The organism is Galactobacter valiniphilus (genome assembly GCF_003575975.1).
Classification (GTDB): Bacteria; Actinomycetota; Actinomycetes; order Actinomycetales; family Micrococcaceae; genus Galactobacter; species Galactobacter valiniphilus.
Genome location: NZ_QQXK01000001.1, coordinates 151477 through 174745 on the forward strand (window position 1 = coordinate 151477; position 23269 = coordinate 174745).

The window sequence follows — 23269 nt, forward strand, 5'->3', positions numbered from 1 at the left end:
GACGGCGCCGGTCCCCTTGCGGGGGCCGGCGCCGTTTGCGTGGGGTCGGGTGGGGCGGCCTGGACACCGCGCGGTCGCGGGGGCGCGCCCGGCGGCTCAGCGGTTGGTGCAGGACCCCGTGGAGACGGAGTCGAAGAGGGAGGACGCCTGCGCCACGGCGGGGGCGATCTCCTCGAGGCTCAGGGCGTAGCCGACGTTGTCCTCGCTCTTGGCCTTGGCGAAGACCATGCCGGAGACGCGGCCGTCGGCGGTGAGTAGCGGCCCGCCGGAGTTGCCCTGCTGCACGTCGGCGGCGAGCTGGTAGACGCTCAGCGGGGTCGCGTCCGCGCCGTAGATGTTGGGAACGCGCAGGGTGTGCAGCGACTGCACGGCCGCGGGGGCGGCGGAGAACGGGCCGCCGGCCGGGAAGCCCATGAACACGGCCTCGGCCCCTGTCTCGAGGTCACGGCCGAGCGACAGCGGGCCGAGCTCCAGCCCGTCCACCGCCACGATCGCGACGTCGCGCACCGGATCGAAGGAGACCACGCGGCCGGTCAGCGCGCGGCCATCGGCCGTCTCGATGACGGGCTGCTCCACGCCCTCGACGACGTGAGCGTTGGTCATGACGCGGTCCTTGGCGACAACAAACGCCGTGCCCGTCTGGTTGACGCCGCAGGCCGCTGCCGTGCCGGTGATGCGGGCCACGGAGGCGCGCGCGCTCTTCAGCGCGTCGGTGTCCAGCTCGGCGCTGGGGACCTCGACGTCGTGCTTGGGGGCCAGCGGCACCAGGATCTCGGGCAGCGGCATGCCGGCCACGAGGGTGCGGGCCTCGCCGAGCCCACGTTCCACGGCCTCGGGCGTCAGGGCGCGGGAGGCCTGGATGACCTTTGACTGCGCGATCTGCGTGGAGAGCAGCGGCAGGCCGAGGGTGGAGAACGTGAAAGCGAGGGCGGAGATCGCAAAGCCTGCAGCGATGAGGTTGACGCCGGCGCCGCCGACGCGGCCCCACCAGCGCGGGCGGGGCATGTCCATCCAGCCGCGCACCTTGGCGGCGGCCGCCTCGCCGAGCCCGTGCCCAATCGCGAGGAACAGCACAAAGGCCACGATGAGACCAATGACACGCCAGGTGGGATCGGGAATCCAGGCGGAGACGAGGGGAATCGCAAAGAAGGAGGCGGCCGCACCGGCGAGGAAGCCGAGGATGCCGCCGAGGGCCACGAGGAAGGACTTACGCCATCCGGCCGCGGCGAAGAGGAACAGCGCCACGATCAGCACCCAGTCCAAGACGTCCAGGCCCAAAAACACCGGAGATTCCGACCCCTCATCCCGCCGCACCGCCGCGTGTGCGGCGGGGTTGGGCGCCAGCGGCACCCTCCCACACATCGTAACGAATCGGCCAACGCCAACGGGACGAACACGTCAAAAGAGATCACCTTGTGTCCTACCCGCGGGGCAAGTTCGTTCACCCCGCGACATGCCCGAACGAGCATCAAATCGTGTGGGACGCGTCACAGGGTTGGAGCATGCGGCACAATGGGGGTAGAACCACCGACTTTTTCCGAACAGGAGCATCATGGATATTGAGGTCCTGCGGCGTGCGCCGCTCTTCGCACACCTGAGCGACGAGGCCTTCGCCGTGCTGACCGATGAGCTGACGGAGGTGGACCTCTCCCGCGGTGCGTCCGTCTTCCACGAGGGTGATCAGGGCGACCAGCTCTACGTGATCGTCTCGGGCAAGATCAAGCTCGGCCGCACCTCCCCCGACGGCCGCGAGAACCTTCTCGCCGTCCTCGGCCCCGGCGAACTCTTCGGCGAGATGGCCCTCTTCGACCCCTCGCCGCGCAACGCCACCGCCACCGCCGTCTCCGAGACGCGCCTGGCCGGACTGCGCCACGAGAACCTGCGCAAGGCCATCCAGGCCAGCCCGGACGTGTCCCTGCAGCTGCTGCAGGCCCTGGCCCGTCGACTGCGCCGCACCAACGACTCGCTCGCGGACCTCGTCTTCTCCGACGTCCCCGGCCGCGTCGCCAAGGCCTTGCTGGACCTGGCCGACCGCTTCGGTCGCCCCACCACCGACGGCATCCTGGTGGCTCACGAGCTCACCCAGGAGGAGCTGGCCCAGCTCGTTGGCGCCTCCCGCGAGACCGTGAACAAGGCCCTGGCCGAGTTCGTGCAGCGCGGTTGGCTGCGCCTCGAGGCCCGCGCCGTGGTCATTCTGGACCTGCAGCGCCTGCGCCAGCGCTCGCGCTGACCCCAGCCACACGCGAAGGAGGGCGGCACCCGGGTTCCGGGTGCCGCCCTCCTTCGCGTGCGCCGTCGTGCCGTTTCCAGTGCCCGACGGCGGGTGGTGGCGTGGGTGCCTCGCGGCCGGCCCGCGGGCGGGCCGCCTAGCGGCCGCGCGCCACGGCGCTGCCCTCGGCGGCGTCCACGGTGGTGACGTCCAGGAGCAGGTTATCCTCGACCTCGACCAGCTCGGGCTGGAAGGCCTGGATGTGGCGCTTGGACGAAAGGTAGGCGACGCAGCCGCGCGTGCGGCGCAGCTTCTCGAGCATGACCTGCGTGGCCGGCGTCGCCAGCTCCGCGAGCGGCTGCCCCACGGTGTCCGGCAGGCCGATCTCGTCGCCGAGCGCCTCGGACTCCGGGCGCGCGCCGTCCTCCTTGGCGGAGACCCAGCGGCCCCAGCGATCCTTGCCCTTCAGGGGCGAGACCTCCTGGCCGGCCGGGGCAGCCGCGGCGAAGTAGTACGTGTCGAAGCGGCGCAGCTCGTAGTCGGGCGAAATCCAGTGGCCCACGGGGCGCAGCAGATCGGTCCGCACGCCCCAGCCGCGGCGCTGCAGGAACTCGGCGAAGGTGAACTCGGCCGAGGCCAGCGCCTGGCGGGCGCGCATCCAGTCCTCGCCCTGGTTGTCCTCGATGAGCGAGAGCGGATCGGGGCCGGCCAGCAGCACGCCGGTCTCCTCGAAGAGCTCGCGGATCGCGGCCAGGACGTGGCGGCGGGCGAGCATGTGGTCGTTCATGCCGAGCACGGCGGCCCACTTGGCCGGCGTGGGGCCGAACCAGGGAAGCTGCGCGTCGTCGTCAACGGAGCAGGAGCCGCCGGCGAAGGAGATCATGCCGAGCGGCGATTCAGGGCCGCGCAGGCCGAGCCAGGCGCGGACGCCGTCGGGGGCGTCGCGCACGAGGAGCACGGAGCTCGCCTCGCGGGCACGGCGCGGCGTGCGGGCGCCCAGCTGCAGCCACGTGCGCGCGGCGTCCAGGCGGGAGGCCGGCACAGGGAAGAGCCTGCGCAGCACGCCCGTGGCCGGGGGCTCGGTGGAGATGGCGCAGACGGGTGCTGTCGGGGACGCCCCGGGCACGGCCCGGAACGTCCCCGTCAGCGGGTGATGCTCAGGCGTAGGCGACGACAATTTCCACTTCCACGGGGGCATCGATCGGCAGCACGGCCACGCCCACGGCGGAGCGGGCGTGGGCGCCGGCCTCGCCGAAGACCTCGGCGAGCAGCTCGGAGGCGCCGTTGATGACGCCGGGCTGGCCGGTGAAGGAGGGATCGGAGGCCACGAAGCCAACGACCTTGACGACGCGCGTGACGCGGTCGAGGGAGCCGATCTGGGCCTTGACGGCGGCGAGGGCGTTGATGGCGCTGATGCGGGCGAGGGCCTTGGCCGCCTCGGCGCTCACCTCGGCGCCGACCTTGCCAACACCCTGGAGCTCGCCGCCCACCGTGGGTAGCTGGCCCGAGGTGTAGACGAGGCCCTCATGGGCCAGCGCGGGAACGTAGGCGGCCAGCGGGGCCGCCACGGCGGGAAGCTCGATGCCCAGCTCCGCGAGACGGGCGTCGATACGGCCGTTCACGGCGTCGGAAGTCGCGTTCACAGACATCTAGTAGAAACCTCTCAGAGTGAGTCGCCCAGGGGGCGCTTGAAGTACGCCACCAGGTTGACGGACGGTGCCTGGATCATCTCGTTCCCGACCGTGGCGGCGGGGCCGGCGGCCGGCATGGCCAGGACGTTGACGAGCTCCCAGCCGTCGCGGCCCCAGTTGTCCAGGATCTGCTTGGTCGCGTGCACCATGAGCGGCACGGTTGCGTATTCCCACGTGGTCATGAGGTTCAGCGTATCGCCTGCTTGTATCCTGGAAGGCATGGCCGAGCGAACATCGCCCCTCATCAACACCGCCACCACCCTCGGGAAGGTCGTCGCCTTCTTCCTGGGTAGTGCGGTGGCTGGCGCCCTCGTGGCGGGAACCATGGTCCCCCTGGCGGTGGGAGCCAGCAAGGCCACCGAGGTGGCGGCCGGCGCGTACGACTCCATCGAGATCCCCACGGAGAACGCCGCGATCGCGCAGCCCTCCACGCTGCTGGATCGCGAAGGCAACGTCCTCGCCAAGTTCTTTGTGCAGAACCGCAAGAGCGTCTCGCTGAAGAACATCTCCCCGTGGATGCAGAAGGCCATCATCTCCATCGAAGACGAACGCTTCTACGAGCACGGCGGCGTGGACGCCCGCGGCATCGCCCGCGCGCTCGTCTCCAATCTCTCCGGCGCTGGCAAGCAGGGTGCCTCGACCATCACCCAGCAGTACGTCGCCAACCTCAACGTGAACAACCAGCAGGCCGAGGGCCGGTCCGAGGACGAGATCGCTCGTAACGGCAACAAGGACATCTCCGACAAGGTCAAGGAGATCAAGTGGGCCAACGAGATCGAGACCAAGATGTCCAAGGACCAGATCCTGCAGGGCTATCTGAACCTCGTCCCGTTCGCCGGCGCCACCTACGGCGTTGAGGCCGCCTCTGAGCGCTGGTTCTCCAAGTCCGCCAAGGACCTGAACATCGCCGAGGCAGCCCTGCTGGCCGGCATGGTCCAGCGCCCCACGCTGTACAACCCCGAGGTGAACCCCAAGGCCGCTACCCAGCGCCGCAACGTGGTGCTCGGCGCCATGCTGAAGACGGGCGCCATCACGCGCGACGAGTACAACAAGGCGGTCAAGTCCAAGATCGCCATCGACCCTTCCGAGGACACCTCGGGCTGCGCCACGGCCGAGGGCGCCGCGTACTTCTGCCAGTACGTCTTCAACGAGGTCAAGCTCAACCCGATCTTCGGCAAGACCGTGCAGGAGCGCCAGTCGCTGCTCTTCCGCGGCGGCCTGACCATCAAGACCACCCTGGATCCGCGCCTGCAGAAGGCCGCCGAGACCCAGGTCGTCAAGACGGTGCCGATCGGCGATCCGGGCGGCCTGGGCGCCGCGCTCGTGACCCGCGAAAACTCCACGGGCGAGGTCCTCGCCATGGCGCAGAACACCAAGTTCGGCACCGGCAAGGGCAAGACCAAGAACCAGTACACGCAGTACAACTTCACCGCTGACTCCGCCCACGGCGGCTCCGGCGGCTTCCAGGGCGGCTCGACGGCCAAGCCGTGGACGGCGCTGGCCTGGATTGAGGCCGGCCACTCCATGAACGACGCCGTGGACGCCAAGCGAGACGACTACGGGCCCACCACGCAGTGGAAGGCCTCCTGCGTCTACGGCGGCACGGTGCAGGCCCAGTGGGCCAACCTCGGCAACTCCATCAACGGCATGAAGAAGTCCATGTCCGCGAAGTACGGCCTCTACTGGTCCGTCAACACGGCCACGGTCGCCGAGGCCTACAAGCTCGACACCTGCAAGATCGCCGCGCAGGCCGAGCGCCTGGGCCTCCTCGAGGGCCAGCGCGTCACGGTCGCCAAGCGCGATGAGCAGAACCAGGTCGTCTACGAGACGAACAAGGCCGGCAAGAAGGTCGTCGCCACCGAGACGGTCGCCGTGACCCCCAAGGTCCTGGCCTCCCCCGGCCCCTCCTTCGTGCTCGGCTCGCAGAACGTCACGCCGCTGGCCCAGGCCCGCGCCTTCTCCACCTTCGCCCAGGAGGGCGTGCAGTGCGAGAACACGGTGCTGCTGGAGGTCAAGCAGCGCAACGGCAAGCTCATCAACCTGCCCGAGACCGAGTGCAAGCGCCTGTACGACAAGGAAGTCATCGACGAGCTCAACGGCACCCTGACCCAGATCGCCAAGCTGCGCATCGTCAAGGGCTCCTTCGGCGCCTCCGTGGGTGGCAAGACCGGTACCAACAACAACGCCTCCTCGACCTGGTTCGCCGGCTACACCTCCGGCCTGACCACGGTGTCCTGGTTCGGCAACAAGGACGGCACGGTCAAGAAGGGCCTGAACAACGGCGCCGAGCTGCGCGGGGCCAAGATGTACGGCAAGGACTCCATGACCTTCGCCGGCCCGCTGTGGACGCAGTACATGGCCAAGGTCTACGACCTGTACCCGCACGAGACGATCGAGCGCACCGACCTGGCCAGCCCTTCCGCCACGGGCGGCAAGGCCGCCTCGACCGGCACGGGCACCGGCAAGGGCACCGGCTCGGGTTCGGGCAGCACCAAGTCCGCCGATCCTTCGAGCTCCGCGAAGTCCACCGACGGCACCAAGTCGACCGACTCCACCAAGTCTCCTGAAAAGACCAAGGAACCGGAGAAGACGAAGACACCGGAGAAGACCAAGGAACCGGTGAAGACGAAGCAGCCGGAGAAGACGAAGACCCCCGAGAAGACCAAGGACTGATTGGTGAACGTCGTTCGTCGTGGCCTCGGCCGCGTCGGTGCTCTCGCGGGCGCCGGCGCGGCCGTCGCCGTCGGGGCCGCGGCCGCGGCCAACGTGGGCACGCGCGACTTCACGGTGCGCGAGGAGACGCTGGACATCCTGCCGCCCGGCCAGCCGGAGCTGCGGGTTCTGCACCTCTCGGATCTGCACTTCGTGCCCGGCCAATCGGCCAAGACGGTCTTTGTCCGTGAGCTCGCGCAGCTGCGCCCCGACCTCGTGGTGAACACTGGCGACAACCTCAGCCACCAGAACGGCATCGACCCGCTCCTGCACGCGCTCGAGCCGCTCATGGCCTTCCCCGGTGTGTTTGTGCCCGGGTCCAATTGCTACTTCGCGCCGCGCCCGCGCAAGCCCTGGGCGTACCTCGGGCGCAACAAGGACACCTCGGCCACGCTGCGGCACCGCGCGCAGGACGAGCTCGACTGGCGCCGCATGCACCGCGAGTTCGCGCTGGCCGGCTGGCAGGACGCGAGCAACCGCGCCTTCTCCCTGCCCCTCGGCGGGCTGCGCCTCGACGTGAGCGGCGTGGACGATCCGCACCTGCACCGCGACCGCTTCGCCTCCTGGCCCGTCGGCTCCGCCACGGCGGCCGAGGCCCCGCATCTGCGACTGGCCCTTACGCACGCCCCCTACCGCGACGTCCTGGACGTCTTCACGGCCTCGGGCGCCGAGCTGGTCCTGGCCGGCCACACCCACGGCGGGCAGCTGCGTGTGCCGCGCTACGGCGCGCTCGTCTCCAATTGCGATCTGCCCACTGGCCTCGCGGCGGGCCTCGGGTTCTGGAGCGCCAAGGGTCACCGTGTGCCCGTCAACGTCTCTGCAGGGCTGGGCGCCTCGCGCTTGGTCCCGTTCCGCGTGGCGTGCCGCCCCGAGGCGATCCTGCTGACGCTGCGCCCGCGCGCCGCGGCCTGAGCCCCACTCCCTCGCCCGACGGCGGGTGGTCGGGTTCCCGCCCGACGGCGGGGGCTGGGTCCCGGTCCGGTCGCGCGCGACGGTCGGCCTCGGTCAGCTGCACGCCCGGCACCCGGCGCGAAGGGGTCCGGACACGCCGCGGGGGAGCAACGATCGGGATCGTTGCTCCCCCGCGGTGTGTCGCGTCAGGCGGCGTGCGGCCAATCGCCGATGCCGCCAAAGCCGAGGCGACGGGCAGACGCCGCGGCGTGTGCCCCAAGGTGGTGCTCAGGGGTTGAGAACATGGGGGATCCTCCTAGGTGACACTGTGACGAATGACAGTGTTAGTCAACAGTGATCCACGAAGTTCGTCAAGGGGTCAAAGGTATGACAGGATCGCCACAGACTTGACACGAACACTCAGGGGGAGCACATGGGCTTGAAGTTTGGCGACAAGTTGCGCCGCGCACGGATGGATCTGGGGTTGACCCAGTCGCAGCTCGGGGCGCAGAAATACTCCACTAGCTATATTTCTCTGCTCGAGACCGGTAGCCGCGAACCGACCCCGGAGATCATCACCGAGCTCTCCAAGCGCCTCGGGATCGAGCGCGACGTCATGGAGGCCTGGAACACGCCCGTCTCCCCCGACGAGGCCCAGTTCGTCCTCCTCGAGCACCGCGCCCGCGCCTCGATGACGGCCCACGACTACTCCGACGCGTGCGACACCGCGGCCGAGGCCGCCGAGCTGGCGCAGTCCATGAAGAACTCCTCGGCGTGGTGGAACATGAGCTTCCTGCGGGCCGAGGGCCTGCGCGAGCTCGGCCGTATGGAGGACTTTCTCCGCGCCGCCGACGAGGTCCTCGCGCACCCTCTCACCGACGAGTCCGAGGCGCTCAAGGTGCGTGCCGAGACCCTCGTGGCCTCCGCGAACCAGGGCGCCGGCCGGCTCTACCTGGGCGTCGAGCACGCCCTCAAGGCCACGGCCCTCGCCGAGGACTCCCTGCCCGCCGCCTCCCTCTTCGCCATCGAGGCCCGCTTTGCGCTCATCGCGTGCCTCGCCGAGTCCGGCCAGCTGGACGAGGCCTGGCGCGCGTGCCAGCGCCTCGACGAGGTCGTCAGCGGCGACGTCCCGGCCCAGAGCGCTGGTGCCGCGCACTGGGCCATCGGCAACGTGGCCTTCCTGCGGCAGGACATCGACGAGGGCCTGCGCCACCACAACCTGGCCGCCGAGCGCCTGCACCCCCGTTCCGACATCGAGCTGTGGACCCGCTTCAACAAGGCCTCAGCGAGCGCGCGCATCAGCGCCGGTGCCGTGGAGCCCGCCACGCTCGCGTGCATCGAGCGCGCCGAGCAGGCCCTGTCCGTCATCGGCGACCTCGGCACCGAGGGCCTCGAGCTCCAGGTCATCCGCGCCCGCTGGCAGCACGTCAACGGCGACGCGGCCGGCGCACTGCTCGCGCTCGAGCCGGTCCAAGACCGCCTGGGAGAACTCCCCCAACAGGTCAAGGGCGAGGTCGAGCTGCTCACGGGCCGCTGCCAGCTGGCCCTCGGCGAGCTCGACGACGCGCTCAAGCACCTCAACGCCGCCCGCGAGGACTTCGTGGGCGCCGGGGCCCCGGAGCGCGCCGTGCTCGCCGTGGAGCTCGCCACGCAGCTGCGCGCCACGCGCCGCTAGGCGCACCCACGCGCCGTCGGGCACCCTGCCGCCCACACGCCGTCGGGCACCGAAAAGCACGGAAGGCTCCCACCCCGTCCGGGGTGGGAGCCTCTCGCGTGAGCCGAAGAATCAGGCCTGGAAGGTGCGACCCGTCAGGCGCTCGTAAGCCTCGACGTAACGGGCGCGCGTGCGCTCGACGACGTCGGCCGGCAGCGCCGGCGGTTCCTCGCCCGAGGCCTTGTCCCAGCCGGACTCGGCCGAGGTGAGCCAATCGCGCACGAACTGCTTGTCGAAGGACGGCTGGGCGTGGCCTGGCTCGTACTCGGCGGCGTCCCAGAAGCGCGAGGAATCCGGCGTGAGGACCTCGTCGCCCAGCGTGATGGTGCCCGTGGCCGGGGCCGCGCCAAACTCGACCTTGGTGTCGGCGAGGATGACCCCGCGCTCGCGGGCGATGCGCTCGGCCTCGGAGTAGACCTTGAGGGTCAGCTCGCGCAGATCGGCGGAGACGGACTCGCCGACGCGCTCGACCATCTGGGCGTAGGTGATGTTCTCGTCGTGCTCGCCCACCTCGGCCTTGGCGCTCGGCGTGAAGATCGCCGGGTCAAGGCGCGAACCGTCAACGAGGCCCGCGGGCAGCTCCTGGCCGGAGACGGTGCCGTCGGCGTTGTACTCGGCCAGGCCGGAGCCGGTCAGGTAGCCGCGCGCGATGCACTCGATGGGGTACATGTCCAGGCGCTTGCAGACCATGGCGCGGCCCTTGACGGCCTCAGGCACGTCGGTGGAGATGACGTGGTTGGGGACGTCCGCGAGCTGCTCGAACCACCACAGCGAGAGCTGCGTGAGGATGGCGCCCTTGTCCGGGATCTCGGTGGAGAGCACGAAGTCGTAGGCGCTGATGCGATCGGAGGCGACCACGAGCACGCGGTCGGTGATGCTCGCGTCCTCGGGCTCGTAGAGGTCGCGGACCTTGCCGGAGTAGATGTGCCGCCAGCCCGGCAGCTCAAGGACCTCGGTCTGGAAGCCGCGCTGGGCTTCCTGGGCCCCCTGGGCCTCCTGCTCGACGGCGCCCTGGGCGCCTCCCAGCACGATCTCGCCGTTGGCGGCCTTGAGGGCGATGTCGGTGCGGTGCTGCGAGCCGGGCAGATCGATCGCGGCCACGCCCTCGTAGGCGGCGGCGCGGGCCGCGGCGAGATCCTCGCCCAGGGCCACGACGGCCAAAACGCGGCCGCCGGCGGAGACGAGCTCGCCAGCCTCGTTGGAGGCCGTGCCGGCGTGGAAGACGCTCACGGCGTCGAGGGCCTCGGCGGCCTCGACGCCCGTAATGACGTCGCCCGTGCGGACGGTGCCCGGGTAGCCGTGGGAGGCAACGACCACGCCGACGGCGGTGCGCGGGTCCCAGGAGAGGGCCTCGATCGTGTCCAGCTCGCCGCGGGCGGCGGCCTTCAGGACGCGGCCGAGCGGGGTCTTGAGGCGGGCGAGGACGGGCTGCGTCTCGGGGTCGCCGAAGCGGGCGTTGAACTCGATGACACGCAGGCCGCGGCTCGTCACGGCCAGGCCGCAGTAGAGGACACCCACGAACGGGGTGCCGCGGCGGGCCATGGTGCGCAGCGTGGGCAGGGCCACGCGCTCCATGACCTCCTCGGTGAAGCCGGCGGGCAGCCACGGAAGCGGCGTGTAGGCGCCCATGCCGCCCGTGTTGGGGCCCTCGTCGTCGTTGAAGATGCGCTTGAAGTCCTGCGCCGGGGAGAGCGCCACGGCGTTGGTGCCGTCGGCGATCACGAAGACGGAGACCTCGGGGCCGTCCAGGAACTCCTCGATGACCACGGTGCCGCCCGCCGCAAAGCAGGCCTCGGCGTGGGCGAGGGCCTCGGCGCGGTCGGACGTCACGACGACGCCCTTGCCGGCGGCCAGGCCGTCGTCCTTGACCACGTACGGGGCGCCGAAGGCGTCAAGCGCGTCGGCGGCCTCCTCGGAGGTGGCGGCCACGCGGGCCATGGCGGTGGGCACGCCGGCCTCGGCCATGACCTCCTTGGCGAAGGCCTTGGAGGCCTCGAGCTTCGCGGCCTCCTGGGAGGGGCCGAAGACGTCGAAGCCGGCCTCGCGGAGGGCGTCGGCGACGCCAGCGGCGAGCGGGGCCTCGGGGCCCACGACCACGAGGTCGACGCCAAGCTCGGTGGCGAGCGCGGTGGCAGCGACGGGATCGGTGGTGTTGAGCGCGTGGCACGTGACATCGCGGGCGATGCCGGCGTTGCCGGGGGCTGCGTGGACCTCGGTCACCGAGGGATCGGCAAGGAGGGAACGGACGATGGCGTGTTCGCGGCCGCCGGGGCCGATGACGAGGACCTTCACGATCCCCCAGCCTACCGGGGCGGCCGCGCCGGACGGGAGCGTGTGAAGCCGCCTCAGCGGCGGAGGGAGCGGGCCAGCGCGACGACGCCCCACACGCACAGGCCGCCCAGGACGCCGGGCAGGTTCACGCCGAGGACCAGCCAGTACGGGTTGTTGCCCGTGGTCCACGGGTCCACCGCGCCGTTGTTTCCGTGGGTGTCCCCGCCATGGAGGAGGAAGACGCCGATCAGCGCCGCGAGGGCCAGGGTCAGCACCCCGATGGCGCCCAGGATCACGAGGCCAAGCAGGGCCGGCCAACGGTGCCGGGCCCGAGGTTCCACGACCCAGGCCAGCGCCTCGCCGCTTCCGTTCCCCGGATTTCTCCACCACTACAATCACCACCGCGGCCACACCTCACTCAAGGGCTCCACACCCGCCCATCGCGTACCCAACCTGGCGGGACAGTACAGCTAGCCCGGCCTAGACTCGGTGACCATGAGCCACCCCATCTCCCTGAACGACGTCGTCGAGCTGGCCACCGTCTCCCGCAACGGCGTCATCGAGTCCCGCCACCTCGGCTCGCTGGCCGTGGTGGACCGCGACGGCGCCCTCATCGCCTCCCTCGGCAACCCCGACGCCGAGATCTACGCGCGCTCCTCGCTCAAGCCTTTCCAGGCGATCGCCTCGCTGCGCGTCGGCGCGCAGCTCAACGACGAGCGCCTGGCCCTGGCCTGCGCCTCGCACCGCGGCACCTTCCGCCACCAGGAGCTCGCGGCCACGGTCCTCGAGGCCACGGGCCTCTCCGAGGCCGATCTGCGGTGCCCGCCGGACTACCCGCAGGACTCCGAGACCTACCGCCAGACCATCCTTGACGGCAACGGCAAGAACCGACTGGCCTTCAATTGCTCCGGCAAGCACGCCGGCTTCCTCACCGCCTGCGTGGCCAGCGGCTGGCCCACCGAGGGCTACCTGGACCCGAACCACCCGCTGCAGCGCTCCGTCATGGACGTCGTGGAGGAGTTCTCCGGCGCCCCCGTCGGAAGCATCGCGATCGACGGCTGCGGCGCCCCGGTACCGCAGATGCCGCTCGTGGGCCTGGCCCGCGCGACGGCCAAGATGTTGCGTCTGGCCGCCGACGGCTCGGACGATCCGGCCGCGCGCGTGGCCCCGGCGATGCTGGCCCACCCGTGGGCCGTGCACGGCGAGGGCGCCGAGAACACCGTGGTCATGGAGCGCCTCGGCGTGGTGGCCAAGCTCGGCGCGGAGGGCGTGCTCATCCTGGGCGCCCCCGACGGCACCTCGCTGGCCCTGAAGATGCTGGACGGCAGCTCGCGCGCCAACACCGTGGTGGGACTGCGCGCACTGCAGGCGCTCGGCGTGCTCGAGGCCGTGGCGGTCGACGCCGTCCTCGCCGAGGTCCTCAAGCCGGTCCTGGGCGGCGGCAACCCCGTGGGCGCCATCGTCCCCACCGAGGCCGTCTCCTCCCTGGCCCGCGCCTGATGGCGGTCCGCCGCCGCATCGACGCAGCGACCGGGGCCGAGGCCGTGCGCGCCTGGCGGGCCGATCCCGCCGCTGCGCCGCGCCCCGTCCTCGCGACCGCCGTCCGCTACCTCCTCGAGGAGCTCTCCGAGGTGGCCGAGGGCAACTCGGTGGAGGTCCGCGTCCCGCCCTTCGACGTCACCCAGTGCATCGAGGGTCCCCGCCACACGCGAGGCACCCCGCCCAATGTGGTGGAGATGGACGCGGCGACCTGGCTGGAACTGGCAACGGGCCAGCTCAGCTGGGCGGACGCCGTCGGGCATCACCGCGTGGGTGCCTCCGGCACCCGGGCAGACCTCTCGGAGGTCCTTCCCCTCACCCGCTGAGGCTGTCCCACTGCCCGACGGCGCGGGGCGGCTCGGGCGCGTGCCCGCCGGTAGGATGGGGGTCATGGACACCCCCGTAGAGCCCACCGACACCGGCGTGCCCGCGCCCGGACCGCGAGAGGTGCAGTTCGAGCTGCGCACCGCCCCGAAGCTGTGGCCCTTCCTGGGGGCCGGCGTGGTGGCCGCCGCCCTCGTGGCGCTCGTCGTCGCGTGGTTCAGCCACGAATCGAATGTCGCGGCCGCCGCGGCTCACGGCGAGGCCGTCGAGTTCACTTTCGGCACACTGCTCGGCTTCTTCTTCGTGATCTTCGCGATCGTGGGGGCCGCTGTGGGAGCCCTGGCCTTCCTCCTGATGGATCGCCTCGGCCGCAAGCAGGCCCGCACGGTGACGGTGATGGCGGAGCCCGTCACTGACACCGAAGATCCTCAGGAAGCGTGAGAGACTAGAACCATGGCGCGCGGCGACGGATTGCTGAACCACGATCTCTCACCCTATGAAAAGGGTCCCCAGGACGAATGCGGGGTGTTTGGAGTTTGGGCACCCGGCGAAGACGTCGCGAAGCTGACCTACTACGGTCTGTACGCCCTGCAGCACCGCGGACAGGAGTCCGCCGGCATCGCCACGAGTGATGGCGAACGCATCAACGTCTACAAGGACATGGGCCTCGTCTCCCAGGTCTTCGACGAGAACACCCTCAACGCCATGAGCGGGCACCTGGCCGTTGGCCACTGCCGCTACTCCACCACCGGCGTGAACAAGTGGGCCAACGCCCAGCCCACCCTGGGCCCCACCGCCTCCGGCACCGTGGCCCTGGCCCACAACGGCAACCTGACGAACTCCGCGGCTCTCGCCGCGATGGTCACGGCCCGCCACGGCGAGAACCCCGCCGGCGAGATCGCTCAGGGCAACACCACTGACACCGCCCTGGTCACCTCCTTGCTCTTCGATCCCGAGAACGAGTCCCTCGAGGACACCGCGCTCAAGCTGCTCCCGCAGATCTCCGGCGCCTTCTGCTTCGTCTTCATGAACGAGTCCACGCTGTACGCGGCGCGCGATCCGCAGGGCGTGCGCCCGCTGGTCCTCGGCCGCCTGGAGCGCGGCTGGGTGGTCGCCTCCGAGCAGCCCGCCCTCGCCACCGTGGGCGCGAGCTTCATCCGCGAGATCGAGCCCGGCGAGTTCATCGCCATCGACGAGAACGGCATCCGCTCCACGCGCTTCGCCGAGGCCAAGCCCGCCGGCTGCGTCTTCGAGTACGTCTACCTGGCCCGCCCGGACGCCTCCATCAACGGCCGCTCGGTCTACGAGTCCCGCGTGGAGATGGGCCGCCAGCTGGCCCGCGAGAACGAGGCGGACGCCGACATCGTCATCCCGGTGCCCGAGTCCGGCACCCCGGCCGCCATCGGCTACGCCGAGGAATCCGGCATCCCGTTCGCGCACGGCTTCGTCAAGAACGCCTACGTGGGCCGCACGTTCATCCAGCCTTCGCAGACCCTGCGCAACCTGGGCATCAAGCTCAAGCTCAACGCCCTGGAGCCCATCATCCGCGGCAAGCGCGTGGTGGTCGTTGACGACTCGATCGTCCGCGGCAACACGCAGCGCGCCGTGGTGCGCATGCTGCGCGAGGCGGGCGCCGCCGAGGTGCACGTCAAGATCTCCTCACCGCCAGTCAAATGGCCTTGCTTCTACGGCATCGACTTCGCCACGCGCGCCGAGCTCATCGCCAACGGCGCGGCCGTGGACGAGATCGCCACGTCCATCGGCGCCGATTCGCTGGCCTACATCAGCGAGGACGGCATGATCGCCGCCACGCAGCAGCCGCGCGAGAAGCTCTGCACCGCCTGCTTCACGGGCGTGTACCCGATCCCGCTGCCCGATTCGGAGAACCTGGGCAAGGACCTGCTGGAGCGCGGCCCCGCCGCCCCGGGCTGCGAGCCGGGCCCCGATGCGGAGCTCGCCGCGCACCTGACCGAAGCGGACGTCCGTCCGGCCTCGGCCTGATCTTCCCCACCCCTTTTCACGACCCCCGATACCGGCCCCACACGCGGCCCACACAAAGGATCGACACCCCATGAGCCAGCAGCCCACGCAGCCCCAGGGCATCACCTACGCCGAGGCCGGCGTCGACGTCGAGGCGGGAGACCGCGCCGTCGAGCTCATGAAGGCCTCCATCAAGGCCACCCACTCCCCCGCCGTGCTCGGCGGCGTGGGCGGCTTTGCCGGCCTGTATGACGCCTCGGCGCTCCTGCAGTACAAGCGTCCGCTGCTGGCCACCTCCACCGACGGCGTCGGCACCAAGGTCGCCATCGCGCAGGCTATGGACAAGCACGACACCATCGGCTTCGACCTCGTCGGCATGGTCGTGGACGACATCGTGGTGGTCGGCGCCGAGCCGCTCGTCATGACCGACTACATCGCCACGGGCAAGGTCATCCCCGAGCGCGTCGCCGCGATCGTCTCCGGCATCGCCGCCGCCTGCCAGGTGGCCGGCACGGCGCTGGTCGGCGGCGAGACCGCCGAGCACCCGGGCCTGCTTGGCCCCGACGAGTACGACGTCGCGGGCGCCGCGACCGGCGTGGTCGAGGCCGACGCCCTGCTGGGCCCCGATCGCGTCAAGGCCGGCGACGTCGTCATCGCCATGGCCTCCTCCGGCCTTCACTCCAACGGCTACTCCCTGGTCCGCCGCGTCATCAACCACGCCGGCTGGGCCCTGGACCGCGAGGTCTCCGAGCTGGGCCGCACGCTCGGCGAGGAGCTCCTGGAGCCCACCAAGGTCTACGCGGGCGACTGCCTGGACCTCATGCGCTTCCTGAACACGGATCCGGCCGCGGGCATCGCTCCGCTGCACGGCTTCTCGCACATCACGGGCGGTGGCTTCGCCGCCAACCTGGCGCGCGTGCTCCCCACGGGCCTGGCCGCCACGGTGGACCGCGGCACCTGGACACTGCCCCCGATCTTCTCGCTCGTCTCCCAGCTGGGCAACGTGCCGCAGGCCGACCTCGAGCGCACGCTCAACGTGGGCGTGGGCATGGTCGCGATCGTGGAGGCCGACAAGGCCGACGCCGCGATCGAGCGCCTGGCGACCCGCGGCTCCAAGGCCTGGGTGGCCGGTGAGGTCACCGAGCTCTCCGACGAGATCCTGGCCGATCCCGAGACCGTCCAGGGCGCCAAGGGCGTCGACGGCGGCGCGGTGCGCCTGACGGGCTCCTACGCGGCCTGATCCGCTTCGGCTCTGCGGCCCGGTTCCTTCATCGCGAAGGGGCCGGGCCGTTTGCTGTTTCCGGGGACGATGCGGTGGGCGCGGCCGTGCCTGCCCCGCGACTTTGCGTGACTTGCGTCGTCAAGCGCCGCGCTTTCACGACGCAAGGCACGCAAAAGTCGCTGCGGTCGCGGTGCGGTTGCCCGGAACGTGAGATCTGGCGCACGCCGTGCGCTAACGTGAGGACCCCCGTACCAAGGAGAGTCGTGAAGAATCCCCGGACATTGCTCAAGGCCCTGCTGATCGGCTTCGTCGTGGCGTTCGCGCTGACCTTCAACCAGGTGCTCGACAACGGCTTCCTGCTCCTCGTCCCCGCGCTGGCCCTCGCGTACGCGGGCTTCCTCGCCGCCGTGGCCCTGCGGCGCAGGGGCCGCGCGATGCCGCAGGCCGAAGCGCGCTCCTAGCCTGCTCCACGCTCCGAGCCCCTCGCGAGTGCCCGCCGTCGGTGGCGTCCCTCGTCGACGTAGCGCGCCATGCGCAGCGAAGCGGTCGGCCTAGCGACACACGGCACGCATTCTTCGGGGAGCTCGAGCTTTAGCGAGTGCCTTGTGCCAGCAGAACCGATTCGCGAGCGCCGCGTGCCTTCTCCTGGGCGTTTTCGGCGACCCACCGCACTCGCGAGCGCTGAGAATCGACTCAGGACACTCGCCAATGCGGCGACCTGCCAACTTGGAGTGCGAAATGCGCGCAAACGGCGTCCCTTAAGCGCATTTCGCACTCCAAGTCGGGGCTGAGGCCGGGGCCTCGCCGGGCCGGAACACCCCCCATGCCCGACGGCGCGGGGTCGCCTTCCCAGCGCGGGTCAGCGCCCCGCGCGGCGCAGCGCCGCGTCCAGCTCCTCGAGCGCAGGGGCGGCCTGCGTCCGCCACAGGGTCTCCACGCGGGCATCGGCCCGCCCGGGGCCGCCGTTGATCACGGAGACGTGCTGGCCGCGCTTCTGGGCGTCCAGGACAAAACGGTAGCCGGACATCACGGCGAGCGAGGAACCGACCACCAGGAGCGAGGTCGAGGCGGCCTTGAGCTCCTCGGCACGCTCGCGCGTGGGGGCTGGGACGTTCTCCCCGAAATAGACCACGGAGGGCTTGAGCCGGTCGGAGCCGCAGACCAGGCACCTGACGGTGTGGAAGCGGGCCACGGTGTCGGCGTCGAGGGAGACGTCGCCGTCGGCGTTGACGTCCAGCTCTCCAACCCTCGCCGTCACGGATTCCCGGTACCCGGGGTTGACCTCCTCGAGCCGGCGCTCGAAGGACGCGCGCGGCTCCGCGTTGCCGCAGTCCAGGCACATCACGGAGCGCATGTCGCCGTGCAGCGCCACCACATCGGTGGCGCCGGCGGCGGCGTGCAGCCCGTCGACGTTCTGCGTCACGATCCCGCTGAGGAGCCCGCGCCGCTGCCAATCGGCCACGATGTGGTGGGAGATGTTGGGCCTGGCTTGGCCCATGAGCCGGGTGCCCACGAATCCGCGGGCCCAGTAGCGCTGGCGCGCCTCGGGGTCCGCCTGGAACTCCTGGAACGTCATGGGCCGCGAGCGCCGCAGGGAGCCCTGCGGGCCGCGGTAGTCGGGAATGCCGGAGTCCGTTGAAATGCCGGCACCTGTCAGCAGCAGCACGTTCCCCGCCAGGAGCTGTTCAAGCACGGCCTCTCGGGCCACCGCCGGCTCCGTGGGCTCGGCGGTGTGCTCCACGACGCGGTCCAGGCTGCGCAGCGCCGCCCGGTGAGCGGCGCTGAGGCGCTCGTCCTCGAACTGGGGCTGCGGATCGTGACGGCTTGGCATCAAAGGCTCCTTCTGCACCGCTCGGACGCGGGCGACCATCTCAACGCCGGCGGCGGGGTCCAGATTCCCGCGGATCGCGCTGTCGGGAGCAGTCTCACACCCCAGCCGGCCGGCCTGCCCCCGGCGCGCCGCGTGGCGGGGAACGGCGCGCCCTCGGGCCTCGGCTACGCGCCCGGGCCCCGGCTACACCCCCGGGCCTCGGCCCCGCGCCTCCCCGGCCCCGCGCCCGGCGGTCAGCCGGGCGCCCACCCCGGCCACCCGCCGTCGTGCATCAGCGCCTGACCGGGGACGCGAAAGGGCCGCCCGAGATCGGGCGGCCCTCTTTCGCTTGCCTAGGAGCAAGGAGCGTCAACCGCGGCGCGGTTCGTCCTCGTCATCCTCGACATCGTACTTCGACGTGTACTCCGCGTACTCGTCATCCTCGTCGACCTCGTCGGCGGGTTCCACCCACTCGGTCGGCTGCGGATAACCCCCGCGGCTCCCCAGCTCTCGCTCGAGTGCATGCAGGTCTGTGCCCGGGGAGTAGTACTTCATCTCCCGGGCCTGCCGCGTCGCTTTTGCCTTCTGACGGCCGCGCCCCATGGCGTGACCCCCTTTTTCGCTCGACATCGGGGCAGGTCCCCCGTGTTAGCGGAAGAGGCCCCAATGGATGTGTAAATGTTCCGTGCTCCTAAGCGTACACGGTGAGGAAGGGCCGTCGGGGTGTGGCACACCCCGACGGCCCTTCGCTCAAAGCGGACTCAGTCGACGATCTCGGCGTCGACCGGCTCCGAGCCGCCAACAGCCGCGCCGGAAGCCTGCGCGGAGGCCTCTCCGGCCGCGCCGCGGCTCACGCTGAGGCCGTGAGCGTCCTCCCCGGCCACGTCGACGACGACCTCGTCGCCGTCCACGATGTGACCGGCCAGCAGCTCCTTGGCGAGACGATCGCCGATCTCGCGCTGGACTAGGCGGCGCAGCGGTCGGGCGCCGTAGGCCGGGTCGTACCCGGTCAGGGCAAGCCACTCGCGGGCGGCGTCGGTGACCGTCAGGCGCAGGCGACGCTGCTTGAGGCGGTCGGCCAGCGAGGCGACCTGGATCTCCACGATGCGGCCCAGATCCTCGAGGGAGAGCGGGTCGAACATGATGACGTCGTCCAGGCGGTTCAGGAACTCCGGCTTGAACGCGGAGTTGACCACGTTCATGACGGCGTCCTTCTTGGCCTGCCCGTCCAGGGTCTGGTCCACGAGGAACTGCGAGCCCAGGTTGGAGGTCAGCACCAGGATGACGTTGCGGAAGTCCACGGTGCGGCCCTGGCCGTCGGTCAGGCGACCGTCGTCCAGCACCTGCAGGAGGATGTCGAAGACCTCCGGATGGGCCTTCTCCACCTCGTCCAGGAGCACCACGGAGTACGGGCGACGACGCACGGCCTCCGTCAGCTGGCCGCCCTCGTCGTAGCCCACGTAGCCCGGAGGGGCACCGACCAGGCGGGACACGGCGTGCTTCTCCGAGTACTCGCTCATGTCGATGCGGACCATGGCGCGCGGGTCGTCGAAGAGGAAGTCGGCCAGGGACTTCGCCAGCTCCGTCTTGCCTACGCCCGTGGGGCCGAGGAACAGGAAGGAACCCGTGGGGCGGTCCGGATCCGAGAGCCCAGCGCGGCTGCGACGGACGGCGTCGGAGACGGCCTCGACCGCGGCGTGCTGCCCAATGAGGTGCTCACCGAGGTGGTCCTCCATGCGCAGCAGCTTCTGCGACTCGCCCTCCATCATGCGGCCGGCGGGGATGCCGGTCCACGAGGAGATCACCTCGGCGATGTCGTCCGCCGTGACCTCGTCGGAGACCATGCGGTCCACCTTGTCGGCGTCGGCGTTCTGGTCGGCGGCGGCGATCTGCGCCTCCACCTGCGGGATCTCCCCGTACAGGATGCGGCTGGCCTCGCCCAGGTCGCCGGAGCGCTGGGCCACCTCGGCCTGGCTGCGCAGCTCGTCGAGCTTGGCGCGCAGGTCGCCGGCGCTGTTGAGCGAGGCCTTCTCGGCCTCCCAGCGGGCGGTGAGCCCGGCGAGCTCCTCCTTCTGGTTCGCCATCTCCTCGCGCAGCGCGGCGAGGCGCTCCACCGAGGCGGGATCGGTCTCACCCTCGAGAGCGAGCTCCTCCATGGTGAGGCGGTCAACGCTGCGGCGCAGGACGTCGATCTCCTCCGGCGCGGAGTCGATCTCCATGCGCAGGCGGGAGGCGGCCTCGTCCACGAGGTCGATGGCCTTGTCGGGGAGCTGACGGCCCGTGATGTAGCGGTCCGAGAGCGCGGCGGCGGCCACGAGCGCCGAGTCGGCGATGCCCACCTTGTGGTGCGCCTCGTAGCGCTCCTTCAGGCCGCGCAGGATCGCGATCGAGTCGTCGACCGACGGCTCGCCCACGTAGACCTGCTGGAAGCGGCGCTCCAGGGCGGGGTCCTTCTCGATGTTCTCGCGGTACTCGTCAAGCGTGGTGGCGCCGATGAGGCGCAGCTCGCCGCGGGCCAGCATGGGCTTGAGCATGTTGCCGGCGTCCATGGCGCCCTCGGACGCACCCGCACCGACCACGGTGTGGATCTCGTCGATGAACGTGACAACCTGTCCGTCGGAGTCCTTGATCTCCTGGAGGACGGCCTTCAGGCGCTCCTCGAACTCGCCGCGGTACTTGGCGCCGGCGATCATGGCCCCGAGATCCAGCGAGATGAGGCGCTTGCCGCGTAGCGACTCGGGGACGTCCCCGGCCACCATGCGCTGGGCCAGGCCCTCCACGACGGCGGTCTTGCCGACGCCGGGCTCGCCGATGAGCACCGGGTTGTTCTTGGTGCGGCGCGAGAGCACCTGCACCACGCGGCGGATCTCCTGGTCGCGGCCGATGACCGGGTCAAGGTCGCCCGAGGCGGCCACGGCGGTCAGGTCGGTGCCGAACTTCTCGAGCGCCTCGAAGGTGCTCTCCGGGTCGGCGGTGTCCACCTTGCGGTCGCCGCGGACGGTGGCCATGGCGGCGTTGAGCGCCTCCACGGTGGCACCGGCTCCACGCAGGATCTCGCCGGCCTTGCCGGCATCGGACGCGAGGCCGATGAGCAGGTGCTCGGTGGAGACGTAAGAGTCACCGTTGCGCTCGGCGGCCTGCTGGGCAGCCGTGACGACCTGCAGCACGCCGCGCGAGAACTGGGCCTGAGCCACGGACGAGCCAGAGGACGAGGGCAGGGCCTTGATGGCCGCGGAGGCCTTGACTGAGACGTCGTCCGGATCGGCGCCGGCGCCCTTGAGGAGCGCAACGGCCACCGACTGGCGCTGGTCCATGAGCGCCTTGAGCAGGTGAACGGGTTCCACCTGCGGGTTGCCCGCGGTGGAGGCATTGGTGCCGGCGGCCGAGAGGGCCTCCTGGCTCTTGGTGGTGAATTTGGCGTCCACGCTTGTCCTTTCTCCTCGTCTGGGGCCCGGCGGCGGGTGGCCGCGGGAGCGTGTCCAGCCGGGTCCCTTGCGGAGCCCGGATTCAAACTTGAGTCTACTTCACTCAACTATGGAGTGACAGGAGATATTCCGGGCGGGGAGGTGAATTTCTGGGGACGCCTGAGCGGTGCGTTGAGGGACCGTACGCTGGGGCCATGGAAGGCCAGAGTGAGGCGGGCAGGCTGGACCCGGGCGACTCAATCCCCGTGCAATGCGGGGTGGACATCGACCTTGACGCCTTGCGCGGCGCTGACGTTATCGGCGAACTGGAGGCCAGAGGCGTCGGCCTGAACCGGTACGCGCGAGATCTCCTCACGCGCTCCCAGGTCACCACCACCGAAACCCGGCGAATGCGCGTGCGACTCTTCACCGCCGCTCAGCTCGGCGCACGGAACGGGGGAACGTGGGCGCAGCTGCTGGCCGCCGGCCAGCGACTGGGGCTGGACCTGGTTCCCCTCGCCGCAGCACCAGTTCTACGGCTTGCGCTCATGGGACAGGCCGATGCAGACACGCTGCTGGCGTTCATGGCACCAGAGCGGCCGTAGCGACGCCATTCAGTCAAGCTCGGCGAGCAGCGCCTCGACGTGGCGGCGGATGTCGGCCAAGACCAGGTCCATCCGCTCGCGCCCCTCGATCCCGCGCAGCGACGGCTCGTCGGTGATCCACCGCTCCACCGCCACGCCAGGCACCTCGGGAAGCAGCGCCTCCTCGCCAAGCACGACGACGCGATCAGCGCCGAGCATCATGGCTTCCGTGAGTTGCTTGGGGTGCTCACCGGCCACCGATGCTCCCGATTCCTCCAGCACCTGCACGGAGAGGCCGTTGAGCTTATCGCCGGGCTTCGTTCCCGCCGAGGTCACCCGCACGCGATCGCCGGCCAGTTGCCGCGCGAGAGCCGCGGCCATCTGGGACTGGCCGCCGTTCTTGACGCAGACGAACACGAGGGAGGGGCGGTCGGTGCTCACTTGGACTCCTGCGGAATGAGGGCGGCGGACAGGAACTCGAGCGCGCCGGGCACCACGGAGTAGTAGGCCCAGACCCCGCGTTTCTCGCGGGAGAGTAAGCCGGCGTCCACGAGGATCTTCAGGTGGTGGGACACAGTAGGCTGGCCGAGATTCAGCGGTTCCTGGATGTCGCACACGCACGCCTCGTCGCCGGCGGACGAAGAGACGATGGACAGAATCTTCAGCCGGTTCGGGTCGGCCAGGGCCTTGAACTTGGCCGCTAGCGTCACGGCTTCGTCCTGTGTGAGCGCACCCGCACCCGGAGCCGGAGCACAGCAGGCCGCCTCCGCGACCGCGGAGCTCGCACCGTTCAGTGTTGCCGTCATGACTTCAGTTCACCCCACCGATGAGAGATTGACGAACGTCGATATCTAGGATCATACTCAAGACATCGATGTTCGTCGATTTATCCTTGAGGTGATCCGCTTGGCGCAGCAG

The 23269-nt window shown here is 70.5% G+C and carries 22 protein-coding genes and 1 pseudogene; 12 read left to right on the forward strand and 11 right to left on the reverse strand.

The genetic code is table 11. The annotated features are described in order from the left end of the window. Positions 1-96 precede the first annotated feature (96 nt). Entirely contained in the window at positions 97-1284 is a 1188-nt protein-coding gene (locus DWB68_RS00750) for a MarP family serine protease (protein ID WP_119423218.1), read from the reverse strand. 268 nt (positions 1285-1552) lie between these two features. Between DWB68_RS00750 and DWB68_RS00755 the strand changes: the two genes are divergently transcribed. Further along, on the forward strand, positions 1553-2230 hold the full coding sequence (locus DWB68_RS00755) for a Crp/Fnr family transcriptional regulator (protein ID WP_119423219.1): 678 nt from the start codon (positions 1553-1555) through the stop codon (positions 2228-2230). Positions 2231-2366: 136 nt separating this feature from the next. Here the strand turns inward: DWB68_RS00755 and DWB68_RS00760 are convergent, their stop codons facing one another. The 3 genes from DWB68_RS00760 to DWB68_RS15900 are packed head-to-tail and all read right to left on the reverse strand — an operon-like array spanning position 2367 to position 4082. Further along, a complete protein-coding gene (locus DWB68_RS00760) occupies positions 2367-3335 on the reverse strand; it encodes an NUDIX hydrolase (protein WP_325048530.1) in 969 nt (322 codons plus the stop codon). 31 nt (positions 3336-3366) lie between these two features. Next, entirely contained in the window at positions 3367-3852 is a 486-nt protein-coding gene (locus DWB68_RS00765) for a RidA family protein (protein ID WP_233548534.1), read from the reverse strand. A 20-nt stretch (positions 3853-3872) separates the two neighbouring features. Next, positions 3873-4082, reverse strand: a complete 210-nt coding sequence (locus DWB68_RS15900; RefSeq protein ID WP_199700332.1) for a hypothetical protein — start codon at positions 4080-4082, stop codon at positions 3873-3875. Between the two features lie 37 nt (positions 4083-4119). On the opposite strand from DWB68_RS15900, the gene DWB68_RS00770 reads away from it, so the two are divergent. The 3 genes from DWB68_RS00770 (at position 4120) to DWB68_RS00780 (ending at position 9178) form a co-directional block, all read left to right on the forward strand. After that, positions 4120-6573: a transglycosylase domain-containing protein gene (locus DWB68_RS00770; RefSeq protein ID WP_158588160.1), complete on the forward strand. Its 2454-nt coding sequence runs from the start codon at positions 4120-4122 to the stop codon at positions 6571-6573. Positions 6574-6576: 3 nt separating this feature from the next. Continuing rightward, positions 6577-7524 (forward strand): metallophosphoesterase, encoded by a 948-nt coding sequence (locus tag DWB68_RS00775; RefSeq protein ID WP_119423271.1) that lies wholly within the window; start codon positions 6577-6579, stop codon positions 7522-7524. A gap of 412 nt (positions 7525-7936) precedes the next feature. After that, the gene (locus DWB68_RS00780; protein ID WP_119423222.1) at positions 7937-9178 is read left to right on the forward strand and encodes a helix-turn-helix domain-containing protein; all 1242 of its coding nucleotides are present in this window, start codon (positions 7937-7939) and stop codon (positions 9176-9178) included. 111 nt (positions 9179-9289) lie between these two features. On the opposite strand, the gene purD is transcribed toward DWB68_RS00780, so the two are convergent. Beyond that, positions 9290-11509, reverse strand: coding sequence for a phosphoribosylamine--glycine ligase (purD, locus tag DWB68_RS00785; protein WP_119423223.1), 2220 nt, complete (start codon positions 11507-11509; stop codon positions 9290-9292). Between the two features lie 53 nt (positions 11510-11562). After that, entirely contained in the window at positions 11563-11829 is a 267-nt protein-coding gene (locus tag DWB68_RS00790; RefSeq protein WP_158588161.1) for a hypothetical protein, read from the reverse strand. A gap of 28 nt (positions 11830-11857) precedes the next feature. On the opposite strand from DWB68_RS00790, the pseudogene DWB68_RS16365 reads away from it, so the two are divergent. The 7 genes and pseudogenes from DWB68_RS16365 to DWB68_RS00825 form a co-directional block, all read left to right on the forward strand. Continuing rightward, positions 11858-11962 (forward strand): annotated as a pseudogene (locus tag DWB68_RS16365) (IS481 family transposase); the annotation flags it as partial. Positions 11963-11983: 21 nt separating this feature from the next. Beyond that, complete coding sequence (locus tag DWB68_RS00800; RefSeq protein WP_119423225.1) at positions 11984-12988, forward strand: asparaginase; 1005 nt, start codon at positions 11984-11986, stop codon at positions 12986-12988. Next, positions 12988-13353, forward strand: coding sequence for a sterol carrier family protein (locus DWB68_RS00805; RefSeq protein ID WP_119423226.1), 366 nt, complete (start codon positions 12988-12990; stop codon positions 13351-13353). The genes DWB68_RS00800 and DWB68_RS00805 overlap by 1 nt, the downstream gene beginning before the upstream one ends. Before the next feature lie 64 nt (positions 13354-13417). Then, positions 13418-13792: a hypothetical protein gene (locus DWB68_RS00810; RefSeq protein ID WP_119423227.1), complete on the forward strand. Its 375-nt coding sequence runs from the start codon at positions 13418-13420 to the stop codon at positions 13790-13792. 12 nt (positions 13793-13804) lie between these two features. Then, a complete protein-coding gene (gene purF / locus DWB68_RS00815) occupies positions 13805-15352 on the forward strand; it encodes an amidophosphoribosyltransferase (RefSeq protein ID WP_119423228.1) in 1548 nt (515 codons plus the stop codon). Between the two features lie 70 nt (positions 15353-15422). Further along, on the forward strand, positions 15423-16571 hold the full coding sequence (gene purM / locus DWB68_RS00820; protein ID WP_119423229.1) for a phosphoribosylformylglycinamidine cyclo-ligase: 1149 nt from the start codon (positions 15423-15425) through the stop codon (positions 16569-16571). A 245-nt stretch (positions 16572-16816) separates the two neighbouring features. Next, on the forward strand, positions 16817-17014 hold the full coding sequence (locus tag DWB68_RS00825) for a hypothetical protein (protein WP_147391537.1): 198 nt from the start codon (positions 16817-16819) through the stop codon (positions 17012-17014). A gap of 398 nt (positions 17015-17412) precedes the next feature. Here the strand turns inward: DWB68_RS00825 and DWB68_RS00830 are convergent, their stop codons facing one another. The 3 genes from DWB68_RS00830 to clpB form a co-directional block, all read right to left on the reverse strand. Beyond that, positions 17413-18384 carry a Sir2 family NAD-dependent protein deacetylase gene (locus DWB68_RS00830; RefSeq protein ID WP_119423231.1) on the reverse strand — a complete coding sequence of 324 codons (972 nt, stop codon included), beginning with the start codon at positions 18382-18384 and terminating at the stop codon, positions 17413-17415. 348 nt (positions 18385-18732) lie between these two features. Next, entirely contained in the window at positions 18733-18966 is a 234-nt protein-coding gene (locus DWB68_RS00835; RefSeq protein WP_119423232.1) for a DUF3073 domain-containing protein, read from the reverse strand. Positions 18967-19124: 158 nt separating this feature from the next. Next, positions 19125-21788 carry an ATP-dependent chaperone ClpB gene (clpB, locus tag DWB68_RS00840; protein WP_119423233.1) on the reverse strand — a complete coding sequence of 888 codons (2664 nt, stop codon included), beginning with the start codon at positions 21786-21788 and terminating at the stop codon, positions 19125-19127. Positions 21789-21982: 194 nt separating this feature from the next. Between clpB and DWB68_RS00845 the strand changes: the two genes are divergently transcribed. Continuing rightward, on the forward strand, positions 21983-22372 hold the full coding sequence (locus DWB68_RS00845) for a hypothetical protein (protein ID WP_119423234.1): 390 nt from the start codon (positions 21983-21985) through the stop codon (positions 22370-22372). Between the two features lie 9 nt (positions 22373-22381). Here DWB68_RS00845 and DWB68_RS00850 read toward each other — a convergent pair whose 3' ends face one another. Both DWB68_RS00850 and DWB68_RS00855 read right to left on the reverse strand, forming a co-directional pair. Further along, positions 22382-22792, reverse strand: coding sequence for an arsenate-mycothiol transferase ArsC (locus tag DWB68_RS00850; RefSeq protein ID WP_119423235.1), 411 nt, complete (start codon positions 22790-22792; stop codon positions 22382-22384). Then, positions 22789-23157 (reverse strand): ArsR/SmtB family transcription factor, encoded by a 369-nt coding sequence (locus DWB68_RS00855; RefSeq protein ID WP_119423236.1) that lies wholly within the window; start codon positions 23155-23157, stop codon positions 22789-22791. Before DWB68_RS00855 ends, DWB68_RS00850 begins: the two co-directional genes overlap by 4 nt. Between the last annotated feature and the right edge of the window lie 112 nt (positions 23158-23269).